This is a genomic window from Sulfitobacter sp. JL08, from assembly GCF_003352045.1.
In the GTDB taxonomy this organism is placed as follows: Bacteria; Pseudomonadota; Alphaproteobacteria; order Rhodobacterales; family Rhodobacteraceae; genus JL08.
The window spans coordinates 809190-830740 of record NZ_CP025815.1; the positions used below are offsets into that span (position 1 = coordinate 809190).

16 protein-coding genes and 1 pseudogene are annotated in these 21551 nt (G+C 54.4%); 12 read left to right on the forward strand and 5 right to left on the reverse strand.

Annotated elements, in window-relative coordinates; all coding sequences use genetic code 11:
* Positions 1–80: 80 nt before the first annotated feature.
* Positions 81–989, forward strand: coding sequence for a DMT family transporter (locus C1J05_RS04110; RefSeq protein WP_114869149.1), 909 nt, complete (start codon positions 81–83; stop codon positions 987–989).
* A 148-nt stretch (positions 990–1137) separates the two neighbouring features.
* Here the strand turns inward: C1J05_RS04110 and rpsU are convergent, their stop codons facing one another.
* The 3 genes from rpsU to C1J05_RS04125 all read right to left on the reverse strand — a co-directional run bounded on the left by rpsU (position 1138) and on the right by C1J05_RS04125 (position 3887).
* Positions 1138–1338, reverse strand: coding sequence for a 30S ribosomal protein S21 (gene rpsU, locus C1J05_RS04115; protein ID WP_114872101.1), 201 nt, complete (start codon positions 1336–1338; stop codon positions 1138–1140).
* Between the two features lie 189 nt (positions 1339–1527).
* Complete coding sequence (locus C1J05_RS04120) at positions 1528–2484, reverse strand: DMT family transporter (RefSeq protein ID WP_254684695.1); 957 nt, start codon at positions 2482–2484, stop codon at positions 1528–1530.
* 530 nt (positions 2485–3014) lie between these two features.
* Complete coding sequence (locus C1J05_RS04125) at positions 3015–3887, reverse strand: GlxA family transcriptional regulator (RefSeq protein WP_162797910.1); 873 nt, start codon at positions 3885–3887, stop codon at positions 3015–3017.
* Positions 3888–4021: 134 nt separating this feature from the next.
* Between C1J05_RS04125 and C1J05_RS04130 the strand changes: the two genes are divergently transcribed.
* From C1J05_RS04130 to C1J05_RS04150, 4 genes are all read left to right on the forward strand, one after another.
* Positions 4022–5239 carry a TauD/TfdA family dioxygenase gene (locus C1J05_RS04130; protein ID WP_162797911.1) on the forward strand — a complete coding sequence of 406 codons (1218 nt, stop codon included), beginning with the start codon at positions 4022–4024 and terminating at the stop codon, positions 5237–5239.
* Between the two features lie 15 nt (positions 5240–5254).
* Positions 5255–6019 carry a class II aldolase/adducin family protein gene (locus C1J05_RS04135; protein WP_114869153.1) on the forward strand — a complete coding sequence of 255 codons (765 nt, stop codon included), beginning with the start codon at positions 5255–5257 and terminating at the stop codon, positions 6017–6019.
* Between the two features lie 887 nt (positions 6020–6906).
* Positions 6907–7905: a sterol desaturase family protein gene (locus C1J05_RS04145; protein ID WP_114869155.1), complete on the forward strand. Its 999-nt coding sequence runs from the start codon at positions 6907–6909 to the stop codon at positions 7903–7905.
* A gap of 382 nt (positions 7906–8287) precedes the next feature.
* The gene (locus C1J05_RS04150) at positions 8288–9346 is read left to right on the forward strand and encodes an IS110 family transposase (RefSeq protein ID WP_114868711.1); all 1059 of its coding nucleotides are present in this window, start codon (positions 8288–8290) and stop codon (positions 9344–9346) included.
* Between the two features lie 445 nt (positions 9347–9791).
* Here C1J05_RS04150 and C1J05_RS04155 read toward each other — a convergent pair whose 3' ends face one another.
* Complete coding sequence (locus C1J05_RS04155; protein ID WP_114869156.1) at positions 9792–11183, reverse strand: alpha/beta fold hydrolase; 1392 nt, start codon at positions 11181–11183, stop codon at positions 9792–9794.
* Between the two features lie 175 nt (positions 11184–11358).
* On the opposite strand from C1J05_RS04155, the pseudogene C1J05_RS04160 reads away from it, so the two are divergent.
* The 5 genes and pseudogenes from C1J05_RS04160 to C1J05_RS04180 form a co-directional block, all read left to right on the forward strand.
* A pseudogene (locus C1J05_RS04160) lies at positions 11359–11595 on the forward strand (IS110 family transposase); the annotation flags it as partial.
* A 56-nt stretch (positions 11596–11651) separates the two neighbouring features.
* Entirely contained in the window at positions 11652–12356 is a 705-nt protein-coding gene (locus C1J05_RS04165; RefSeq protein WP_114869157.1) for an IS6 family transposase, read from the forward strand.
* Between the two features lie 1034 nt (positions 12357–13390).
* A complete protein-coding gene (locus C1J05_RS04170) occupies positions 13391–15328 on the forward strand; it encodes a DUF3604 domain-containing protein (protein WP_114869158.1) in 1938 nt (645 codons plus the stop codon).
* A gap of 418 nt (positions 15329–15746) precedes the next feature.
* Positions 15747–16610 (forward strand): peptidyl-prolyl cis-trans isomerase, encoded by an 864-nt coding sequence (locus C1J05_RS04175; RefSeq protein WP_114869159.1) that lies wholly within the window; start codon positions 15747–15749, stop codon positions 16608–16610.
* 2 nt (positions 16611–16612) lie between these two features.
* Positions 16613–17614, forward strand: a complete 1002-nt coding sequence (locus tag C1J05_RS04180; RefSeq protein WP_114869160.1) for a HupE/UreJ family protein — start codon at positions 16613–16615, stop codon at positions 17612–17614.
* A gap of 666 nt (positions 17615–18280) precedes the next feature.
* Here C1J05_RS04180 and C1J05_RS04185 read toward each other — a convergent pair.
* The gene (locus C1J05_RS04185) at positions 18281–20197 is read right to left on the reverse strand and encodes a DUF3604 domain-containing protein (RefSeq protein WP_114869161.1); all 1917 of its coding nucleotides are present in this window, start codon (positions 20195–20197) and stop codon (positions 18281–18283) included.
* Positions 20198–20278: 81 nt separating this feature from the next.
* Between C1J05_RS04185 and C1J05_RS21640 the strand changes: the two genes are divergently transcribed.
* Together C1J05_RS21640 and C1J05_RS04200 are read left to right on the forward strand one after the other, a co-directional pair.
* The gene (locus C1J05_RS21640) at positions 20279–20971 is read left to right on the forward strand and encodes a hypothetical protein (RefSeq protein ID WP_205389048.1); all 693 of its coding nucleotides are present in this window, start codon (positions 20279–20281) and stop codon (positions 20969–20971) included.
* 161 nt (positions 20972–21132) lie between these two features.
* Positions 21133–21387: a mechanosensitive ion channel family protein gene (locus C1J05_RS04200; RefSeq protein WP_114869164.1), complete on the forward strand. Its 255-nt coding sequence runs from the start codon at positions 21133–21135 to the stop codon at positions 21385–21387.
* The last annotated feature ends 164 nt before the right edge of the window (positions 21388–21551 follow it).

Below are 21551 nucleotides of genomic sequence, written 5' to 3' on the forward strand. Positions count from 1 at the left end.
TGTCGCAAACGGAAGGCTAATGCAACAGCCTTAAAGCTAGCAATGAGGCAGAAATGTCTTATGGAGACTGAATTACTGCCATGAACCAATCGTCACTCGGCACTGACGGGCATCGGTTCGGTGTCCTGTTTGTCTTTGCTGCTGGTGTGCTTTGGTCGACCGTCGGGCTTGGAATACGGCTGATCGAAGACGCGGTTGTGTGGCAGATATTACTTTACCGTTCGGCCAGCTTGTCACTTCTGCTTTATGTGTTCATTCGCATGCGGTCTGGTGAAAGCCCCCTTGCCCAGATCCGCCGCACCGGTTTTCCAGCGGTGATCGCGGGGCTGTCGCTGGTGGCTGCCTATTCCGGCGGGATTTATGCGATTCAAGCGACATCCGTGGCAAATGCCATGCTGCTTTTTGCTACTGCGCCTTTTATGGCGGCAGTTCTGGGATGGATTGTTCTGCGTGAACCTGTACGCCCTGCCACCTGGGTGGCGATCACCGTTGCCATTGCCGGTATCGCGATCATGGTCGCAGATAAATCCGGAGGCGTCGCCCTGAAAGGCAGCCTTGCGGCGTTGGGGTCCGCCTTTGGATTTGCGGTCTTCACTGTGGCGCTGCGGTGGGGGAAATCGGGTGAAATGCTGCCGTCGGTGTTTCTGTCCGGATTGTTCGGCATCATCGTGACGTCCGGCATATGCCTATTTTTGGAATTGTCCCTAGTGTTGTCGGTCCGAGATGGCGGCATTGCAATGGGCATGGGGGTGTTTCAGGTCGGCGCAGGGTTGATCCTGTATACACTGGGGTCTCGCAGCCTTCCTGCAGCGGAACTTGCGCTGTTGTCACTGGCTGAGGTTCTGCTTGGCCCGTTATGGGTCTGGTTGTTCATCGGCGAAACCGCCACGCTAAACACACTGACAGGCGGCGCAGTTTTACTTGCGGCGATCGCCGGAAACGCTCTGTCAGGCAAGCGACGTAGGCCGCCGCCGATCACGTTACCTTAGGGGATTGGGAACAACCTATTCCTGATGGATCTGCCGTGGGTCGGTGCTTTGCATCAGTGATCAGATCCACTTGCGCGTGATGATTGTTGCACTTGGGGTTCCGCTGTATGTGTTGCTATTGCGCAGCTTTAGCCAAAAGGACGTCTAGCTACCCTTCGCGTTCCAGTTTTTTTCGCGCAAGTTTTCGGGCGCGGCGGATTGCTTCGCCTTTTTCCCGCAGCCTTTTCTCGGAAGGTTTTTCGAAGTGTTCCTTCAGCTTCATTTCGCGGAATACACCTTCGCGTTGTAGTTTCTTCTTCAACACCCGAAGAGCTTGATCAACATTGTTGTCGCGAACACTTACTTGCATGTGGTTTTCAAACCTTTCCAGAAACAACTTATTGAGATTTGCACGAGCCTGTCAGTTGTCAAGGTAATTTTTGTATATGCAACTGAACGTTGGAAAAACGGTGTTCTTCCTAATTCTGGTTTTCGACCGTTGAGCCGCGTTTTCAGCAGTATCTTCGCTCACCCAGTATCAGCCGAGGCTGCTGGCAGATTAAGGTAACTTCTTGTCAAACTCATCCAGTTCCATGGCCTCAGCATCCAACGCGTCCGCCAATACCACAGAAGGCGCGCCTGGGGTAAAAACCGTCTGAGCCGTGGGCGGGTTGTCGTCTGCGGAGCGATTGACCCGAAGCTCACGATAGGCTGTGTACATGCCGCTCACTATGATCAGTACCATGCCAATGAAGGTCGTATGGGGTGGGACTTCCCCCCACAGCAGGTATGCGAGGATGGCTGCCAACGGCAGGTAACTATAGTCGAATGGTGCGATCACACTCGCGCTGGCGATTTGATATGCGCGCGAGACCAGTGTATAGGCCACCGTTCCGATTGCACCCAGAAAAGCCAGCATGGCGATGCCCTCGACATTTGGCATCGGCCAACTCATGCGCAGATGGTTTAGTTCTGGCGAGACCACAACCATTTGCGTTACCACAAATCCCATCGGAACGATTACAAAACCCGAGAACGAGATCGTGTATAGCCCGATGACGAGCGATGTGTCCTGCTCTCCGATCTTTCGCACAATGATTTGGCTGATTGCATAGGTAAGTGCGCAAAAAAGCGGAAGAGCCGAAATCCAGCCAAAATTTCCGCCTGTGGGGTTCATCGCGATGACAACGCCCGCAAACCCTACCAGCAGCGCGGCAATGCGGTGCATTCCAACCTTCTCCTGCAGAAACAGCGCTGCCAAAGTCGCAGTCATCAGGGGTGCGGCGAAGAACAGCGTCGTGACCTCGGCAAGGCCCATAAAAGGGAAGGCGGCATAGAACATCGCGAAGCCTGAAGCAAAGAGCATGGCACGTGCTAGATACCAAGGCCAAAGAGGGGTCAAAATACGATGCGGCGCACCTAGCCACAGGACGAGCGGCAGCAAGGTCATCAAAGCGACGATGGAGCGGCTGAAGATCAGCATCCACACCGGGTAATGTGTCAACATACCCTTCATTAGAACGTCCTGCCCGACAAACAGCACCATGCCCGTTAGCACACAGGTGATCCCTTGGAGAGTGCGGGACAGCGACGGTGCGTGTGTATAAGTTGAGGCAGTCATGACAGTAGACTGCTTATTCCAAGATGAGCATCCCGCCACGAAGCGACCGGAATGTCGGTTTCAATCAATAATCCAGATCAAAGGCCAGTTTGTCCCACAACTCGGTCATAGCCTCTGTCGAGTTTGCTGCGGATTGCACCAACGGCCGCTTTTCTTTCTGCGGCGCAATTGATGGTTTCGCTCAACTGAGTTGCTGCATCTGCGAGCATCGGTGCCGGACCATGTCTGCATTGGGCTCGATGCAGTCATTCGACTGTTTTTCTCTGATGACCGGTTCGTCGCGTTAAGCAGCCGTTCACAACCGGAAATTCGAAGTTTTGGTTCTAAACGACTGCTTTCACCAGGACCGGACGTTCGCTGCGGTTGCGACGTATGTCTCACATGCGGGACAAAGCACCATTTCGCTGCTGCTGCGCCAAGGTCTGCTATTGCTGCGTACGGGACGCAGATGACTTTGTATAAGAAGCAGTTTCTCCGAATTGCTTTTTGTAAGCGCGTGCAAAACTCTCCGGGTTGTCAAAGCCGCATTGTGAGCCAACTTCGCTAATCCGGTAGTTCGCATTCAGCAAAAGGTTTCGTGCCTGAGACAGGCGGAGAAAACGGAAGTAGGCCGAAGGCGTCATTTTGAGGTGCCGCTTGAATAGGCGTTCGAGCGTCCATTGCGGGACGCTCAATTGCGAGCTGAGGGTCGAGATGCTCAATGGGTCGCTGAGGTTTGCCAACATCAGATCAACCGCACGACCGAGTGTGCGATCCAACTGGACTAGGGACGTTTCCGCGAGCATTCTCTGTTGCGGCCCGTCATATTCGGTTGGTCGGTAGGTCAGGATTTCCGCGACCCTTTTCGCAAGCTCTCGCCCCGAGAACCGCGCAATGAGGGCGAGGGTCATGTCAAAGGTTGCGACGCCACCGGCGCTGGAGCAACGATTGTCGGACAGATCAAACATCCGGTCCACGAACATCTGATCCGCATAGGTTTCTTTGTAGCTTCGCAATGCTTCAAAGTGGACCGCCGCCGGGTTTTGGGTCAGTAAGCCCGCCTCGGCAAAGATCATTGCACCAGTATCCACGCAGCCCATGAGGGTCCCGGCCCGCGCCCTACGTCTGAGCCATCCCAGAAACGGCTTCGTCAGTGCGCTTTCGGGGGTGTAGGACGACAGCAGCAACACGATATCATCGCGGGCTTCGTCCAGATGACCTGTCGGCACGTCGATACCGCTTGAGCTTCTGACAACACCTCCCGATGCGGACAAGATGCGACAATGCCATGCCGGTTGGGCCAGTTCGCGATTGGCCACGCGCAAGGGTTCTGTGACCAGCGTCAGCGACAGGATCGGGAAGTGATTCGTCAGGACGATTACGACATTTGGCACGGCTCGCCTCCACTATTTGCAGAAATGCGTCAAGCAATCGCTGATATTTGTCAAGTTGTTTGAGCGTCTACGTTGTATGCCGGAGAAAGGAGGATCGCACGATGACAGCTTTACCGATAACGCCCGACTTCGATGTTTGGCCCGTAGATCATCAGGTTCAAAGTCTCGACGTGTCGTCCGAGGCATTGACAATCACGTGGTCAGACGGCCGGAAAAGCGCGCATCACGCATTGCTGCTGCGCGAAAATAGCCCTGATCCCGTGACGACACACCCCAAAGCACGTGAAATGGCGATTGGACCGGAGGAGCTTGCGGAAGACCTTTGTCTCACGGGTGCCGAACTTCGGGCCTCTGGTGCCATCAGCGTTACCTTCTCTGATGGTCTTACCTCCGAATACCACCCCGGCTGGCTCCGCGGAACGGCCTGGTTCGGTGATGATACACCTGAACCCTTGGTTCTTTGGACCGCCGCCGAGCAACCCGAACCCCCGACCTTCAACGGGCCTGCCGCCTTGGATGATCCGGCAGTCTTTCTTGACTGGCTTGAAGCGCTGCACGTCTACGGCGTTGCGCGTTTGCGCGGTTTGCCACAGCAGGACGGGCTTCTGGAACAGATCGTGACCCGGATCGGCCCCGTTAGGGAAAGCAATTTTGGTCGGCAATACGTGCTCGAGATCAAGGACGATCCGGACAGCCAAGCCTATACCTCAGGCGCTTTGCTTCAGCACATCGACCTGCCCACGCGCGAACTGCCGTTCGGCCTCCAATTCCTCTACATGCGTGAAAATACCACGACTGGCGGCGAAGGCCTTTATGTGGATGCCTATCGCGTGGCCGAGGACATGCGCACTGCGCAACCAGAGCACTTCCATTCGCTTATCACCGACGTCTGGGAATATAACAACCGCGCCAAGACCTCGGATTATCGCGGGCGCGGTCCCGTCGTTGAAACCGATGCCACCGGCGCGATCACTGGGGTGCGCTATAACACGTTCCTTCGCGCTCCGATGAAGGCCCCTCTGGAGGTCCAGGCGCGGGCTTACAAAGCCTATCGCGCCTTTTCCGAGCGCGCGCAAAGCCCAGAATACCAAATGAAGTTCCGTTATGAAGCAGGCGATCTACTGGCTTTTGACAACCGCCGCGCCCTGCATGGGCGCGCAGGCTACGATGCCAAGGGCGGCGCGCGCTTCATCGAAGGCATTTATGCAGATCGTGACGATCTGCATTCCCGCATCCGCACCCTCAAACGCCAATTCCGCGCCGACAGCGTAAGCTAGATAAGGACCGCAATCATGACCCTTGCTTCGATCAAAACACGCCAGGACTGCTCAGACGCCGAATGGCAGGCGCGCGTCGACCTCGCCGCGCTGTTTCGGATCATCGCCCATTATGGCATGTCCGATCTGGCCAATGGTGCCGTCTGCGCACGCGTTCCCGACGAACCTGATCACTACCTTGTCCACCCATACGGTATGTTCTGGGAGGAGGCGCGTGCTTCCAACATGGTCAAGATCAATGCCGAGGGCCAGCCGGTAGACCCGGATGCACCGTGGCTGAATGACGGGGTGCAGAATCTGTGCCAATGGATCCTGGGATCTCGGCCGGACGCGAACTTCTTTGTACATGGGCATGAGGAAGAGGTGATGGCCGTGGGCTCAATCGAGGAAGGTCTTTTGCCCCTCAATCAACCCGCCGTCTATCTCGGAAACATAACTGGATACATTGAATATGAGTTCGAAGAGGATGAAGCCTTCGGTGATCACTTCGTGGAGTGCCTCGGCCAAAATCAAATCCTGATCAGCCGCAACCATGGCTACTACGCATTGGGCGAAACGGCTGCTGCTGCGTTTTTCCGCGCCTACTTCCTGCGGCAAACCTGTAGCACGCAGATCAAGACTTTATCGATGGGACGAGAGCTGCACCTAATCGATCCACAAAAGGTTGCACGGTATCAGGATCAAATGGCGGTGTCCGAACACTACCACTACAACGGAAAGACAGAGTGGGCAGGTCTTATGCGCATGCTGGATGCGCGCGGTCGAGACTACGCAAGCTGAGAACCACACAGGGAGCCGAAAAACCGCTATTCGCCATCACGCAGCAAAGTGGAAGGAATGGGCTCGGAACAGACCTTCGACGGATTTTGGTAAGTGTCTGCTGTGTCGCGTCAAGCCGCCGTTCGCGACTGGAAATTCGAAACTTTGGTTCTTAATGGCCGCTTGCCACAAGAGCGGACGCTACTGAAAAATAGGCCTACTTCCGCTCTGCGGGACTATTCAGACCTTCGCGACCCTCAAGCCGACACTTGCTGCCGGCCCAAAGGAGACATTAACCATCACCACTGGCGCTGCGGTGCAGCTTTCGCATCGCTGCCATTCGAGCGTCGTGCAGCACATTTAGAAAGGCAATGGCTGGGTCGTGGACCAAGCTGCCGTTCATTCGAATGGCCCACAGCCTAGCTTGTTCTATAGAAAAGCGTTCGAGAATAAGTTCAGGTTTCCGCCCATTGCGACTGATGCTGCGACCTTCACCGAGGTCGCCTCTGGGCTCGCAGCCGCCTTTCGGTGTTCCAGCAATCCAACCGGATTTGACGTAATCTGAATGTCTGCTCTCAACATTCTGCATCTAACAAAGCGCACCTGCAGAGAACGTCCGCTTTCCGCCCAATTCGACGGTGTCCAAAGTTGCATAATCGGCAGTATGAAAAGCAGACGTTCGTTTTCTGTGCAGCGAACGACCGGTCAGAGCCCACTTTGCCTAATGCTGTAAATTATTTGAATGGCAGTGTTTCGGTCAGATCGCCATGTAAGAGGATGTCACCTAGACCTCATAAAACTCGACACAATGAAAAATAGTATGCTGCGCTCAAAGCTGTCGCATTTGGGCAAGACTTGGCATCTTTCAGAAAGGACGCTGATCGCCTAAATGGCATTTCGAGGCTGCAATGGCGAACCATACTGACCCTGAACCCGTGAGCCGGGAATGGAATTATCACCCCGATCTGCCGCTCGCGGACCCGTCGATTTTCAAATGGCCGCCTGACCCTCGTTTCTTGGGTCGTTGGCTCGTGTGCAACTGGCTCATGCTAAGCGAGCGCGTGATGCTGGTGCTGCTGGCCACGCTGTGTTGGTGGTTATTCTACCCCTCATTGGAAGCGGCGAAGACCTTTTCAGTCGGGTGGATTTTTCAGGTGTGGCTTGTCAATCTGGGCCTGATGATTGGAATGGCCGGAGGGCTTCACGGGTATTTTTACATACGAAAAGGCCAAGGCAAGGCGCTGAAATTCGATCATCGTGAACCGGCACGCGGCAACCGTCTCTGGAATTTCTCGAACCAGGTCCATGACAACATGTTTTGGTCGCTGGGAAGCGGTGTGTTGCAGTTGACCCTGTTTCAGGCCGCCATGATGTGGCTCATGACAAACGGATACGTGCCGACGATTACTCTAGCCTCGAATCCGATCCTGTTTGCCGCCGGATTGGTGTTGTTGCCCATCTGGTCCGCCTTTCATTTTTACTGGGTGCATCGGTTGCTGCATGCGCCTGCCCTCTACAAGCGTGTCCACGCGCTGCATCACCGAAATGTTAACGTCGGGCCATGGTCCGGGCTGTCGATGCATCCGGTCGAGCATCTGCTCTATTTCTCTTCGCTGATGATCCATTGCGTGTTCCCAAGCCATCCTATCCATCTGTATTTCCACGTGATATATCTCGGGCCGGGGGCTGCGATGACCCATACGGGCTACGAAGACCTGCTGGTGAAAGACAAGCGCAGATTGGCGTTGGGGACGTTTTATCACCAACTGCATCATCGTTATTACGAATGCAACTATGGCAATCAGGAAATGCCATGGGACCGCTGGTTTGGTACGTTTCATGATGGAAGCGACGAGGGGACGAAAGTGACGCGCGCGCGCAAGAAAGAGATGCATGGCAAGATTTGACGATACGAGTGTTTTGCCAGAACGTGAGAGGGAGGCCGCTTGCTACCCGAAGCGGGCAAAGGCGCACCGCCCAATTCAGGCAAAGCTGATACGGTTTTGACGACAGCATCGTTCGCGTTCGCAGCATGACACTCCGAAAGCTGAACGTGGAGCAACTGCCACGAACGCACACTGAGTCCCGCAACTCAGTCATTGCCCCTCCAGATTTTGCTGCGCCGAGAAGGAACGACCGTTTTTCTTTCTGCAGCGCAGCTGATGGTTTCGCTCAACAGAGTTGCTGCATCTGCGAGCATCCGTGCCGGACCATGTCTGCTAATGGGATGTACCGGCTGCTTCACCCAGCAGGTTAGGCTTGGCCTATACTGCAAAAAGGAGAAGTAGCATGGCGAAGAATGATTTTGATGAGCTGATGTCAGTTGGCGTTGATATCGGCAAAGACGTATTTCACTTGGTTGGCTTTGACAAAGAAGGTCGGCTTGTTTTGCGCAAGAAGATCAAACGCATGGCGTTGGTTGCGACGTTTGAGGAGCTGCCGCAATGTATTGTCGGGATGGAAGCTTGCCTGAGCGCGCACTTTGTCAGCCGAACGCTGAGCAAGATGGGGTTCGAGCCCCGGATCATTCCCGCGATTTATGTGAAGCCTTTCAACAAGGGCCAGAAGAACGACTACAATGACGCTGAAGCTATTGCAGAAGCCGCTTTGCGTCCCAATCTCAAGACGGTATCGGAGAAGACGCAGGAGCAGCTTGATCTCCAGGCGCTGCATCGCGTTCGGTCACGGCTTGTGTCACGTCGGACAGCAGCAATGAATCAGATCCGGGCCTTTCTGATCGAACAGGGGATCACTGTCCGACGTAGTGTCGCGGCTCTGCGCGCCTCGCTCGAAGCCATTCTTAGCAATCGCGGCGACGAGATGTCCTTGCGGATGCGGAGATTGATCCTGGGGCTCCAACAGGATTGGATATGGCTGGATAAACGGATCGATATGACCACATCTGAAATCAAAGAGGTCAGCGAGACCGAGGAAAGCTGCCAACGTCTGATGACCATTCCGGGCATCGGGCCAATCATCTCAACGGCTGTGGTTGCAGCTGTCGGGACCGGCGAGGCTTATGATCGGGGGCGAGATTTTGCGGCTTGGCTGGGGCTCGTTCCGCGACAACACAGCACCGGCGGGCGCACCATCCTGGGTCGTATCACAAAACGAGGCAGCCGGTATCTCCGCATGCTGTTTGTGCAGGCCGCGCAGGTCATCATGATGCGACCGAAGAACTGGCATAAGTTTAGTTTTGGCGCATGGTTGGAAGCCGCCGCGACGCGCATGCAGCACAACAAGCTCGGCGTGGCGCTTGCCAATAAGCTAGCGCGGATCGCATGGAGTGTTCTTAACTCAGGCAAGGACTTCGATTGGATGGAAAAAGAATTGGCGACTGCGATCTGATCACAGCCGCAAACGACGTTCGTAAACCTCAAATGCATGGAACGGAATAAAAACGCACTCAAAGTCTGAGAGCCCGAATGGTCATAATCGACCTGTCCGCTAATGAGACAAAGGCGCGTGCGTACTCCCAACAGGGCCACGGCAAGCAACACAAGCCGATCCAAAGGCCGGATACATATCAGCGACTTCCAGAAGACATGCAATTGAACACTTGCGAACAGCAGCCGGTACATACATTGGGCTCGATGCAGTCATTCGACTGTTTTTCTCTGATGACCGGTTCGTCGCGTTAAGCAGCCGTTCACAACCGGAAATTCGAAGTTTTGGTTCTAAACGACTGCTTTCACCAGGACCGGACGTTCGCTGCGGTTGCGACGTATGTCTCACATGCGGGACTAAGGAGACATCAGGTTCTGTTTTTCTAGCCGAAAATCACTTTATCAAATCATCCGCTGTTGGCTTCCAGAAATGGACTGATCTCATGGAAAAACTCATCAAATCCTGGATGGCCGCGAATCATACAATGATTGGCTCCCGGTAACTCCGTAAATCCTGCGCCCGGAATTTCCTTAGCCAGTTCTCTGCCTTCCTTGATTGCTGCCGCCATGTCGCCTTTGACATGCAACACCAGCGTCGGAACGCGGATTGCACGTGCTTCTTTCCGTGAATCCACATATGCGTTCATTTCCATTATCCTGAGCGCGTTTTCCGGGCTGGTTGAAATTCGCTGCATCTCGTCAAAACTGTCTCCTTCTGCCTTCGTTGCATCTGGGATATAAGCGGTGGTGAAGAAGTGGCGATATACCGGACTTGGAGAGCCCCAACCTGACGAGACCATCGCGCGTGAGGCTTCATAAAATTGAGCTGCATCCGGATCATCACGAACCATTCGCCCTCGCGCGTATCCGCCAAGGAGGATTAAGAATTTAACCCTTTCCGGATGCTTTACGGCGAAGCGAACGCTGAAGGCCGCTCCCTGACTGATGCCAAAAAGACCAAAGCGCTCCAATCCCGCCGCGTCAGCGACTGCAAGCATATCATCTATCATTCGGTCTTCAGTAATGTCTTCGACATCCCAGTCCGACAGACCGTTTCCCCGCTGATCGAACCGCACAAGATTACAACGCTTCGAGAATTCCGAAAGGAAGTCTCCCCAAACGGGGCTAGTCCATTCATATTCAAGATGGTTCAGCCAATTTGGAGCCTTCAGCACAGGCATTCCGCTTCCTGTTGATGCCCATGCCAGATGTGTACCGTCTGCCGATTGGCAAAAGCTTACGCGCTGCTGCAGCGATATGTCTGGTGGTTTGCGTTCTGGCGGCGCGTCGGGAGACCATTGCCAGACGCGGATCGGACGTGAAAGGTTTTTGACGCGCTGTCCTCCCATATCTCGAAAGGAAACATCTATCCGGTCTGCCGCTGACTGGTGGACGACATCCGACACACAGATTCCTCCAGGCGGGGCAAGACTTTCAAGTCTGGAAGCAACATTTACGCCGTCACCGAAGACGTCACCATCGTCAAAAATAATATCGCCAAGATTAATACCTATGCGGTAAGAGATACGCTGTTCCTCAGGTTCATCGGTTTCTCGGCGGTTCATTTCACTTTGGACGTCTATTGCGCAACGAACTGCATCCTTTATCGATGAAAACGTGACGAGCATACCGTCGCCAGTCGTTTTGATAATTTCACCGCGGTTGGATGCGATCTTAGGATCTATCAACTCTTTCCGGTGTGCTTTTTGGCGAGTGAGAACGCCCAGTTCGTCGATTTCCATTAGTCGCGAGTAGCCGACCATATCTGTGGCCATTATTGCTGCCAGACGATTTTGCATAAGCGTGGTCCTCCTCGAGGATTACCTCTTAGCATCTTTTGCCTGCTTCAAGTTGGAAACATTTGCCCGAGCGTTTGGAACTATGTTGTGTAGAAGCAATTTCCACTAATGGGATGTACCGGCTGCTTCACCCAGCAGGTTAGGCTTGGCCTATACTGCAAAAAGGAGAAGTAGCATGGCGAAGAATGATTTTGATGAGCTGATGTCAGTTGGCGTTGATATCGGCAAAGACGTATTTCACTTGGTTGGCTTTGACAAAGAAGGTCGGCTTGTTTTGCGCAAGAAGATCAAACGCATGGCGTTGGTTGCGACGTTTGAGGAGCTGCCGCAATGTATTGTCGGGATGGAAGCTTGCCTGAGCGCGCACTTTGTCAGCCGAACGCTGAGCAAGATGGGGTTCGAGCCCCGGATGGCTCTGTCAGAAGAAACTGACTTGAGCCGGGCAGGACGGTTTCGTAACGTCTGAAGATGACCAAACCTGACCCATTTCGCTATTTCAAAACGAGCCGTGAGATCATCCGCCTGGCGGTAATGCTGTATGTCCGGTTTCCTCTGTCCCTTCGCAACGTGGAAGATCTGCTGCATGAGCGTGGCATAGATGTGAGCCATGAAGCTGTGAGATTCTGGTGGCATCGGTTCGGCCCGATGTTTGCTGCGGAGATAAGAAAGCGCCGGATTACCGGCATGAAATCCAGCCGGTGGCGCTGGCATCTGGACGAGATGTTCGTGAAGATCAACGGCGAACAGCACTATCTCTGGCGGGCCGTCGATCATGAAGGCGAAATCCTGGAAAGCTTCGTCACAAAGGCACGTGATAAGAAGGCTGCGTTGAAATTCCTAAAGAAAGCAATGCGTAAGCACGGCAGTCCCGACATGATCGTGACGGACGGGCTGGCATCGTATGGCGCGGCTCTTAAGGAGATCGGCGCTGCAGACAGACAGGAAACTGGTCGCTGGTTGAACAACAGAGCAGAAAACTCACACCTGCCGTTCCGACGACGAGAGCGAGCGATGCTGCGGTTCAGGCGCATGCGAAGTTTGCAGAAATTCGCCGCCGTTCACGCTTCCGTCTATAACCACTTTAATCAGGAACGCAGCCTCTCAAGTCGAACGAATTTCAAGCTCAACCGTGCCGCCGCTCTGGCTGAGTGGCGCGGTCTCGGTGCGGCATAAGGATCAGCCTTACTGTCCTTGCAGAGACTGGTTCGAATTCGTCTGACAGCACCAGTTCCTGAATTGGTCAAAGACCGGTGGCGTCTACAGTGCACTTGGCCGCAATCACCCGCTCACCGTCGAGAAACGTGAGCGGAGCCGAGAACGGCAAAGACGGAGACGCTGAATTCTTGCGTCGAGCACGACGAAGCGAACCATCGGTTCGAATCCCGCTTCCTTCGCCACAAACCATTCGCGAACCCGAGATGAGGCCCCAGTGTGGGCCTTTTTTCTTTTTGTTTCAAAGGGGTTTAGCGACGCCACCCGACTTTCAGAGACTGGCCATTGATCCAAAATCGGTCTCCGAACGCCCCGCGTCTCTTTCCACCCGCCCTTCACCCAAATCGAGACGCATTCAAAAATGGTTTTCTTTTCAGGTGCTTGCCGAAAATAGGTTGCGCCGCAGTTGAAGCAGGTTCGACCGCTATCGAAACGGTCAGAGACACCCGAAGGCGGCGTGGTCGTGCGGGGTGATGCGAAGGCTTGAGTGGGTTGGGCCGCACCTTGGTTGGAAGAAGTTGTCCCCGCGATTGTGGCCCCTGGATCCTGAACCGGTCATTCGCTGCAGCCTGCAGCAACAACCGAGATGCGGACCTTCCAGCCGTTCGCCGCGACCGCGAAATCTCAGGGCTTGCTAGCGCAGCATTTGGCACTAAGGGCGGATTGCGGACTTTCGCCGCAAGTGCGAAATCGAAAGGGCAGCTCGAAGAAAGCGGACGCTCAGGGCATCGACCAGTTTTTTTCTGTCGTGCAAACGCAGCGAAGGTCGGCAGTGAGTATTCAATGCAAACCACCAAATAACTTTGCTCACCGGCGCCCCATAATTTTCCCCAGCAGGCGGTCTGACTAAGCTGGCCAACTGAAATGTTCACGATCTGAGCCGACTTGCATTTCTTTTCAATTCAATCCAGACCGTGATAAACTTATCTAAGCACGCAGCATTCCGCTTTTCGGCGGAAGCTGGCAACGACTACTAACTTGGGGGAAAAAAGATCATGCGAATTCGTTTTCTGACCTGCTCAACAGCCATAGCGATACTTGTCGGCGGCGCAGTGTTTGCACAAGAATACCAAGCAAATGAGGAGCAACTTGAAGGGCTCTTTCCAGCGGGCACGCCCTATTCCCCATATGTTGATCGTAACTTTCCAGAACGCCCGATGTGGGGCGATAGCCATCTGCACACCGCCCTTTCAATGGACGCTGGTGGCTTTGGTAACCGGTTGGGCTTGCGCGAGGCCTACCGCGTGGCGCGCGGAGAACAGGTCACAGCCTCATCTGGGCAAGACATTCGCCTCAGCCGCCCGCTGGACTGGCTTGCGATCACAGACCACTCAGATGGCATGGGATTGATCACTGACATTTTGGCCAAAGCGCCGATTGTCACTCAGTATGAGCAGGGTGCGCGTTGGGCCGAAGGTTTTGGCGCCGGAGGTCAGGAAGCTGTAGAAGCCACTCTCAACCTCATTCAAACTTTTTCGCAGGGTGAAATGGACCCTGAAATGTTTGCCAACTATTCTCCCGGCGCGCGGCGCTACGCAACAATCTGGGATGATGTGATCAATGCCGCGGAAGAATTCAACGAACCCGGTCGCTTCACTGCATTTATCGGGTTCGAGTGGACGTCTCTTGAAAAAGGGGCAAACCTGCACCGCAACGTTATCTTCCGCGACGGCCCGGATCGGGCGCGTCAGGTTGTCCCCTATACAACTCAGGCACCCGTGGGCAGCAATGACCCTCTGGATTTGTACAAATACCTTGAGGAATACGAAGCCAAGACCAATGGCTCGACGATGACATTCGCGCACAATGGCAACCTGTCCAACGGCATTATGTTCCCGATGGATGCACAGTTCACCGGCAAGCCCATCGACAAATTCTATGTCGAGCAGCGCGCCAAATGGGAACGGATGTATGAAGCCACCCAGATCAAGGGCGATGGCGAAACGCACCCCTACCTGTCACCAGACGATGAATTTGCGGATTACGGCACATGGGATGTGGGTAACCTTGATCTGTCCGAGGCCAAGACCGAAGACATGCTCCAGTACGAATATGCGCGGGAAGCCCTCAAAAACGGCATGGTTCTGGAAGAAAAATTCGGCACGAACCCTTACAAATTTGGCATGGCGGGCGCAACGGATTCCCACACATCCTTGCCCGCGATCGAAGAGAACAACTTCTTTGGCAAACACGCAGGGTATGAGCCCTCTGCCGAACGTCTGACACACCCCTTCATGGAAAACGAAAACGGCAAACTCGCCAGTTGGCAACAGGTGGCCTCCGGCCTGACCGCTGTCTGGGCGCATGAAAACACGCGTGCCTCTTTGTTTGATGCCATGGACCGCAAGGAAGTCTATGGCACAACTGGCCCCCGCATGGCCGTTCGTTTCTTTGGGGGATATGATTTCAGCGACGCAGATTTGAAGCGCCGGGAAGTATCCGCTGTTGGATATGAAAAGGGCGTGCCCATGGGCGCTGATTTGACAGCGCCCCCCGAGGCGGGCGTGGCTCCCAGCTTTCTTGTAGCAGCCCTTCGTGATCCCATTGGTGCAAACCTTGATCGCGTTCAAATCATCAAAGGTTGGCTGGATGCAGAGGGCAAGACCCACGAAAAGGTCTATGATGTTGTCTGGTCCGGTACACGTGAGATCGCAGATAACGGCAAACTGCCCCCGGTTGGCAGTACGGTCGATCCTGCAACCGCAACTTGGTCCAATACAATCGGTGCGTCAGAACTGGTCACTGTCTGGAGTGATCCGGATTTTGATGCGAACGATCGGGCGTTCTACTATGCGCGCGTTCTCGAAATTCCAACACCTCCATGGTATTTGTATGATGTCGTGAGATTCGGCCTTGAGGTCCCAGAAGGGGCGCCGCTGGAGCAACAGGAACGCGCCTACACCTCACCAATTTGGTACACTCCAAAAGGGTAAGCTCAATCGGTAAATGTATGATCAGGCGTCTGAGCAGTGTTCTGCTCAGATGAATTTGGAGCAACTACCAACTATGGAGAAATTCAGCCATCTTCGCTGAACACTCTATTTTGGCTCAATCCGAAAGTTCATACGTTTAAAACTACAATTACCGTTTTGCCCGCACTCTGTGAGTTCAGTTAGGTGCGTGTTTTGCAGATGCAGCGAGCGGCTGGTTCGACGGGCCGCATCGCAGCATACAACACGTCCGGCGAGCGGCAGCTACACGCCCAGAAACGGGTAACGCGTAACCATCCACACATTGAAGGGGCTTGTTCTGCAGGCCCCTTCACATGCCAAGAGACCTCAATGACGCGACCAGCACCACAAGGTGGCCACTTGGCCCTATAACTTCAGACGTTCAAGGTGAGCAAGATCAATGGTTATTGACCTAAAGAAAGCCCTTCGGGAACCGATGCTGCATTTTCTGGCGATCGGGGCGGGCATGTTCATCGCTTTTGGGGCGCTGAACCCGTCTGAAGCGGACAACCCGGACCAGATTGTAGTCAGTTCGGGGCAGATCGAACAGCTGGAAGCGGGGTTCACCAAGACATGGTCGCGCCCTCCGACACCTCAGGAACGGCAGCGCCTGATCTCCGAATACATCCGGGATGAGGTGTTTTATCGCGAAGCCGTCAATCTGGGTTTGGACGAAGGTGACGGGGTGATCCGTCGCCGTCTGCGGCAAAAGCTGGAATTCATTCTTGAGGATGTATCTGCCCTGACATCCCCCTCGGACGAGGACCTGCAACAGATTTTAACCGCAAACGAAGACCGGTTTCGTCTGGACCCCAAGCTGTCCTTCCAACATGTCTATCTCAGCCCGGACAGGCGCAACGATATCGGCCAAGATGCCAGGGATATCCTGACGAGATTGCAGGCTGGCGAAGACGCTCCAATGCTTGGTGATCCGATTTTGCTGCCCTCATCATACGAGCTTGCCTCTGTTGCTCAGATCAGGCGTGATTTCGGCGGGGAGTTCGCTGGATCACTCGCCTCCGCCCCGGTGGGCACATGGGTGGGGCCGGTTCGATCCGGCTTTGGCGCGCATCTGGTTCTTGTCAGCGACAGGGTCCCGGGACGCTTGCCCGATCTGGCCGAAGTCCGCGATCTGGTCGCGCGGGAGTGGCAGCTTGAACAAAAAAAGGCCCTGGAAGAAGAGACCTTTCAAAAACTGCTGTCCAGATATGATGTCACTGTCATGCCGGTAGAAGAACAGGCCCAGCCCACAGGGGAGAACTGAGGATGGTGCGAAGCCTGCATTTTCTTGCCGTACTGCTGACGGTATGTGCGGTTCTTTTTGGCGGCGCGGCGCGCGCGGATGACTCGACGCCCGGCTACCTAGAATTTACTGAAGTTTCCGAGGGGCGTTACAGCGTGCTTTGGCGCAGCCCAAAGCTGTCTACCCCGCTGCCAGCGTTGGTCTTGCAACTGCCCGAGGCCGCGCAGAATCTGACCGAACCTGTGACGACGGAGTTGCCGAGATCAATTGTTGAGCGCCGCCTGATCGAGGTCGACCCCGCGCAGTTTCTGGGCAGCCGCATCGAAATTGCCGGGCTGCGCGAAACCAACACGGATGTGCTTGTGCGGATCGCATTCGCCAATGGAGCCGCGACAACAAATCTGTTGCAGCCGTCACAGCCCTGGATGATCGTGAAAGGCCCCCGAAGTGCAGCACAGGTCACGTGGGACTACACCGTTTTGGGTTTCGAACACATTCTTGGCGGGTTTGATCATCTGTTGTTCGTGTTGGCCCTGCTTCTGATCGTCGGACCAAGCAGGCGACTGTTGTGGGCGATCACATCCTTCACCCTCGCGCATAGTCTCACTTTGGCCGCAGCGACGTTGGGCTTGGTATGGGTGCCCGGACCACCGGTCGAGGCGACAATTGCATTGTCCATCTTGTTCCTTGCAGGCGAGCTTTTGAAGGTCGAGCAGAACAAGCCCAGCTTAACAGCAACCTACCCGTGGCTGGTTGCATTTACCTTTGGCCTCTTGCACGGTCTCGGATTTGCCGGTGCGCTGGCGGATGTGGGCCTGCCCGAACACGAAATTCCTCTGGCTCTGCTGATGTTCAACGTCGGTGTCGAACTGGGGCAGCTCACCTTTGTGCTGAGCGTGCTTGCCTTCATGTTCCTGCTGAAGAAGTTCTTTCGCGAGATGCCGAACTGGGCGGTGCAAATGCCGGCTTACTTCATAGGCTCCACCGCTTCTTTCTGGCTGATCGAACGGGTCAGTGGGTTTTGAACCCGGTTGTGCGCGTTGCGCAGCGCATTGGCACTTTGTCCGCGCTGCGGTCATTCGCTTCTCGAAAATGCTGTGCCATCGACGAATGTCCGGTCTGGGCAAGCTGGTGAGTCAGCATCGAGCATCGCTGAATGTCGGGAATGGGCCGGTCGTTTCGCTCGACACAAGGGGCGGATTGCGGACATTCGCTGCACTTCGCACCAAGGTCCGCAAAGCGGAAAATGCGATTGTACGCTGCGCTCACGCGTGAAAAGTTCTTGATCGGGGAAACAGCAGCAATAATGTAGGATAAAAGGTATTCCATGTAGAGAATGCGAGCTGGAAGGAGCTGGAAATGACAATCGAGACTTGGACTGCATTGTTTGGATGGATGACTGTGATTAATTTTGGGTTCCTTGCTGCCACAGGTATTGCTTTGACCGCATTCCGCCCAGCTGTGGCTCGCATTCACAATGCGTCTAACTGGACTAGATGAAAAAACCTTAAACGAGCCTATTTCGGTTACCTATCCAATTATAAAATTTTGGTATTGGTTACCAATTTTGTGCCCTACCTTGCCCTAAAACTGTTGTGAGAACTTAGGTTCTCAGCGGCAAACTGAAACGGGCGCAAAGTTCGTTTGCGCCCGTTATTCCGCGATTAACACGAGAGCTTTTAGTAGACCGATCAGCCGGGCGTGTACCAAATTGGCGAGGTGTAGGCGCGGTCTTGCTGCACCAAAACAGCATCGTCCTGAAGCGTAATGGCATTGCCGTAGAGGGCCTTGTCATAGGCCAACCAGCTTGGAGTTGGGATTTCCAGAACACGAACGTAGTAGAAAGCGCTCTCGGAAGCGTCAAAATCGGGGTCTTCCCAGTAAGCGCCCAGAACTGCCTCACCAATGTCATTTGTATAACGCGCGCCGTTTACCGTGTTGCCTACGGGAGGAAGTTTTCCTTTGGCGTCCGCTACGCGCTCGCCTGCCCATGCAGCGTCATAGACTTTTTCGTGCAGAGTGCCGTCGGCGTCTCTCCAACCTTTTACAATCTGGATGCGATCAAGGTTTGCGCCATCTGGGTCACGCAACGCGCGCACCAGCAATTTCGGCGCGGCTCCTTCTGCCGCAGCAGTCAAATCGCCGCCCATTGGAACGCCATTGGCATAACCGTGTGCGGCAAAATCTGGACGCGTGATTTCATCGGCTGCAAAATCCCATCCAGCAAAGACGCGCACTGTCAGGCGGGTACCGGTAGAGGCGTAAACTTCCTTGCGCTCCATTGCGTCCCAGATTGACTCGCGGGTGTTTTCTTTGGCCCAAACGGCAGCAAGACCAGAGGCCACAGTTTTGTAGTTCTTGATTCTGACGTCCACACCTTCGACGTCAATGACACCGGTGATCAGTTCGTCATAGCGCTCTTGACCAGAACCGGGTTCAACAGGTGTTGCTTTCCCAAAGAAATTCTCTTCGCGGCTTGTCGCCAAAGACGTGTGGCTATCGGTCGAGCCGATCATGCCAAACTTGAAAGGATTGACTCCAAGCTCTGCCTCTTTCTCCAACCCTTGTTTCAGGGCCTCTCGCGCATATTCCCGAGGCAACATATCTGGGGTTTTTTCGGCGAGTCCAAAATTGCCCTTATCCCAAGTATAATAATCTGCGAACTCATCATTGGGGGATAAGGCTGGATGTGCTTCGCCGTCACCCTTGATTTGGGTTACTTCATAGAGCGGTTCCCACAAGGCGCGGCGTTCGGCGTATTCACGTGTCAGCGGTGCGCCATCCAGCGTCACATCGTCAAACATTAACCCATTAGATAGGTTCCCGTTGTGCGGGATTGCCAGAACTTGTCCGCCGGTGCGTCCTTCGTAGGCATCCATCCATTCCCACAGTTTTTCCGGGTCGCTGGAATCGTAGTTAGAGAAGGGCACCAGGTCTTCAACCTCATCCGCGTCATCGCGGAAAACCACGACCCGATGCAGGTTGTTGGTTCCAGGAGATGACGTCCACTCAAAGCCATGCAATGCTGTGAAAACGCCGGGTTCATTGTACTGCTCTGCAGAATCAACAATTCGGTTCCAAACCGTCCGAACCAAGGCATCGTCCTGAAGTGGGTCAATTCCTTTGCCCATTTCCAAGCCCCAGAGGCCGTAGGCCTCAAATGGTTTCCCGGCTTTCACAAGGTCATGAACCTGCTTGCCCCACGGATTGCGCAGAAGTTGTGGGTTGGATTCTGCGATCAGATCAGCAAGACCAAGGTTCTCTGAGTGATCCGCGACGACCAGAAAATCGAGCGGGCGGATCAAGCGGGCACGCTGCCCCAGTGACGCCGTGACGGTTTCCCCCCGCGCAAAACGAAACGCTTCGTCCGGCCCGAGGTAGTTCCCGATCATGCCTGCGTCCGTGGAATAGGACGTGTGAAGGTGGGTGTCGCCCCACAGAACCTGGTTGGGGTAGGCCTGATGAAGATACGGTGAGTATTCTTCTTTGATGTCGCCTGCGGATGCAGCGGGCGCGTCTCCGGCATAAACTATGGGCTGTTCCTGCGCTGCTACAATGGATGGAATAATGACAGCAACTGTTAGGCTTAACGCGACGGAAATCTTCATGGGAAAATCCTGTTAGGCAAAATTTTGATCAGCTTGCATTGTAGCGAAGACCTGTACCGAAGCAACCGGACCTTCGCTGCAATGACCACCAAGGTCGGCAATGGGCCGTTCATGTTGGTCGGGGCGAGATCGTTTGGCAGGATCGCTGCGATGCGGCTAACGGCAGCAAGGAGCCCGGAGCAGACGGTCAACCGAAAGCACTCCTGTTGCAATCAAATGGTTTCACGGCCTAGGTTTAGCAATCAAAGCGAATCTCACGCCCGGGTCACTTCGGCAATGTACAAACGGTCCTACGTCACGGTATTTTTCATTTTTCTCCTGCACACTATCGCCAATGCAAGTGGAGAGCCTTCTATACCGTTTGTGGACGGTCGCTGGAGCGGGGGCATCGAAACCGGTCCTGGTAGCTCAGGTTTTAAAGAGTGTTGGGCCAGCACAACGTTTAGCGATGGAACCACGTTTGCGCTTGCGAAAAGAGACGATGGGAGTTGGCACCTGCGACTGTCAAATCCGGGTTGGCGCTTGCCGCCTTCCCACCGGTACGACATGATCGCGCTGGTCGATTTCTATCCCCAAAAAGTCCGCACTGCCGCCGAAGCCAAGAGCGAGACACGCCTGGAGATTGCAAATCTTGACCAGGTCTCCCTCCTGGGGCTCATCGAGAATGGGCACACGATCGACCTCACATCCAACGGCTTTAATGAAAAGTATGACCTTGAGGGTAGCGCCAAAATCATCCAAAGGATTCGAAACTGTTTCGCCGAACGCAGCTAGCGTCTGAAGGCCCAGCGACGGTCGATGGGCCAAGAGAATAGTCCCTTATTTGCAATGACCAGTTTTGGTAGACGTTTCCCAAAGCAGCTATCAAAAATGCCGAGGTGAATGGCTTGTAAGTCCGCACACCGACGTTTTACGGGGATGATGCCACTCATGCCATTAAGGTTCTTTCGGATCTCGTAAATGCAGACGAGCTTTGCATGAAAAATCCATCTGCAGAAGTATTTGTTGGCGAACTGGGTGAGAGTTCGGTGAACATTTTCTGCCGCCCATGGGTGAAATCCGAAAACTATTGGACAGTCTATTGGGGACTGACTGGGAGAGCCAAAGAACGGTTTGATGCCGAGGGCATTTCCATACCTTTCCCTCAAAGAGATGTGCATCTTTATCAAAGCAGCACCGGCTCTTCATAGTGCCGGATGTCAGCCGGTCCACGATCGGTGCAACAAAGCTATGACAACGCTTCCGGGAGTGGTACTGTCGCAGCAAAGCTGGCGGTTCGGGTGACTGTCTCTGTCATCTTGGCCGTGCGCCAAAGCCGATAATCGCCCCGTGAAGCAAGAAAGACTGCTGAGGG

What these genes read in the sequence shown, in the direction of transcription:
- C1J05_RS04155 (WP_114869156.1), bottom strand. Translation starts at nt 11,183, where the DNA reads ATGCAAAATCGTCTGGCAGCAATAATGGCCACAGATATGGTCGGCTAC.
- C1J05_RS04180 (WP_114869160.1), top strand. Translation starts at nt 16,613, where the DNA reads ATGGTGCGAAGCCTGCATTTTCTTGCCGTACTGCTGACGGTATGTGCG.
- rpsU (WP_114872101.1), bottom strand. Translation starts at nt 1,338, where the DNA reads ATGCAAGTAAGTGTTCGCGACAACAATGTTGATCAAGCTCTTCGGGTG.
- C1J05_RS04165 (WP_114869157.1), top strand. Translation starts at nt 11,652, where the DNA reads ATGACCAAACCTGACCCATTTCGCTATTTCAAAACGAGCCGTGAGATC.
- C1J05_RS04175 (WP_114869159.1), top strand. Translation starts at nt 15,747, where the DNA reads ATGGTTATTGACCTAAAGAAAGCCCTTCGGGAACCGATGCTGCATTTT.
- C1J05_RS04145 (WP_114869155.1), top strand. Translation starts at nt 6,907, where the DNA reads ATGGCGAACCATACTGACCCTGAACCCGTGAGCCGGGAATGGAATTAT.
- C1J05_RS04120 (WP_254684695.1), bottom strand. Translation starts at nt 2,484, where the DNA reads ATGAAGGGTATGTTGACACATTACCCGGTGTGGATGCTGATCTTCAGC.
- C1J05_RS04170 (WP_114869158.1), top strand. Translation starts at nt 13,391, where the DNA reads ATGCGAATTCGTTTTCTGACCTGCTCAACAGCCATAGCGATACTTGTC.
- C1J05_RS21640 (WP_205389048.1), top strand. Translation starts at nt 20,279, where the DNA reads ATGACCACCAAGGTCGGCAATGGGCCGTTCATGTTGGTCGGGGCGAGA.
- C1J05_RS04150 (WP_114868711.1), top strand. Translation starts at nt 8,288, where the DNA reads ATGGCGAAGAATGATTTTGATGAGCTGATGTCAGTTGGCGTTGATATC.
- C1J05_RS04185 (WP_114869161.1), bottom strand. Translation starts at nt 20,197, where the DNA reads ATGAAGATTTCCGTCGCGTTAAGCCTAACAGTTGCTGTCATTATTCCA.
- C1J05_RS04110 (WP_114869149.1), top strand. Translation starts at nt 81, where the DNA reads ATGAACCAATCGTCACTCGGCACTGACGGGCATCGGTTCGGTGTCCTG.
- C1J05_RS04135 (WP_114869153.1), top strand. Translation starts at nt 5,255, where the DNA reads ATGACCCTTGCTTCGATCAAAACACGCCAGGACTGCTCAGACGCCGAA.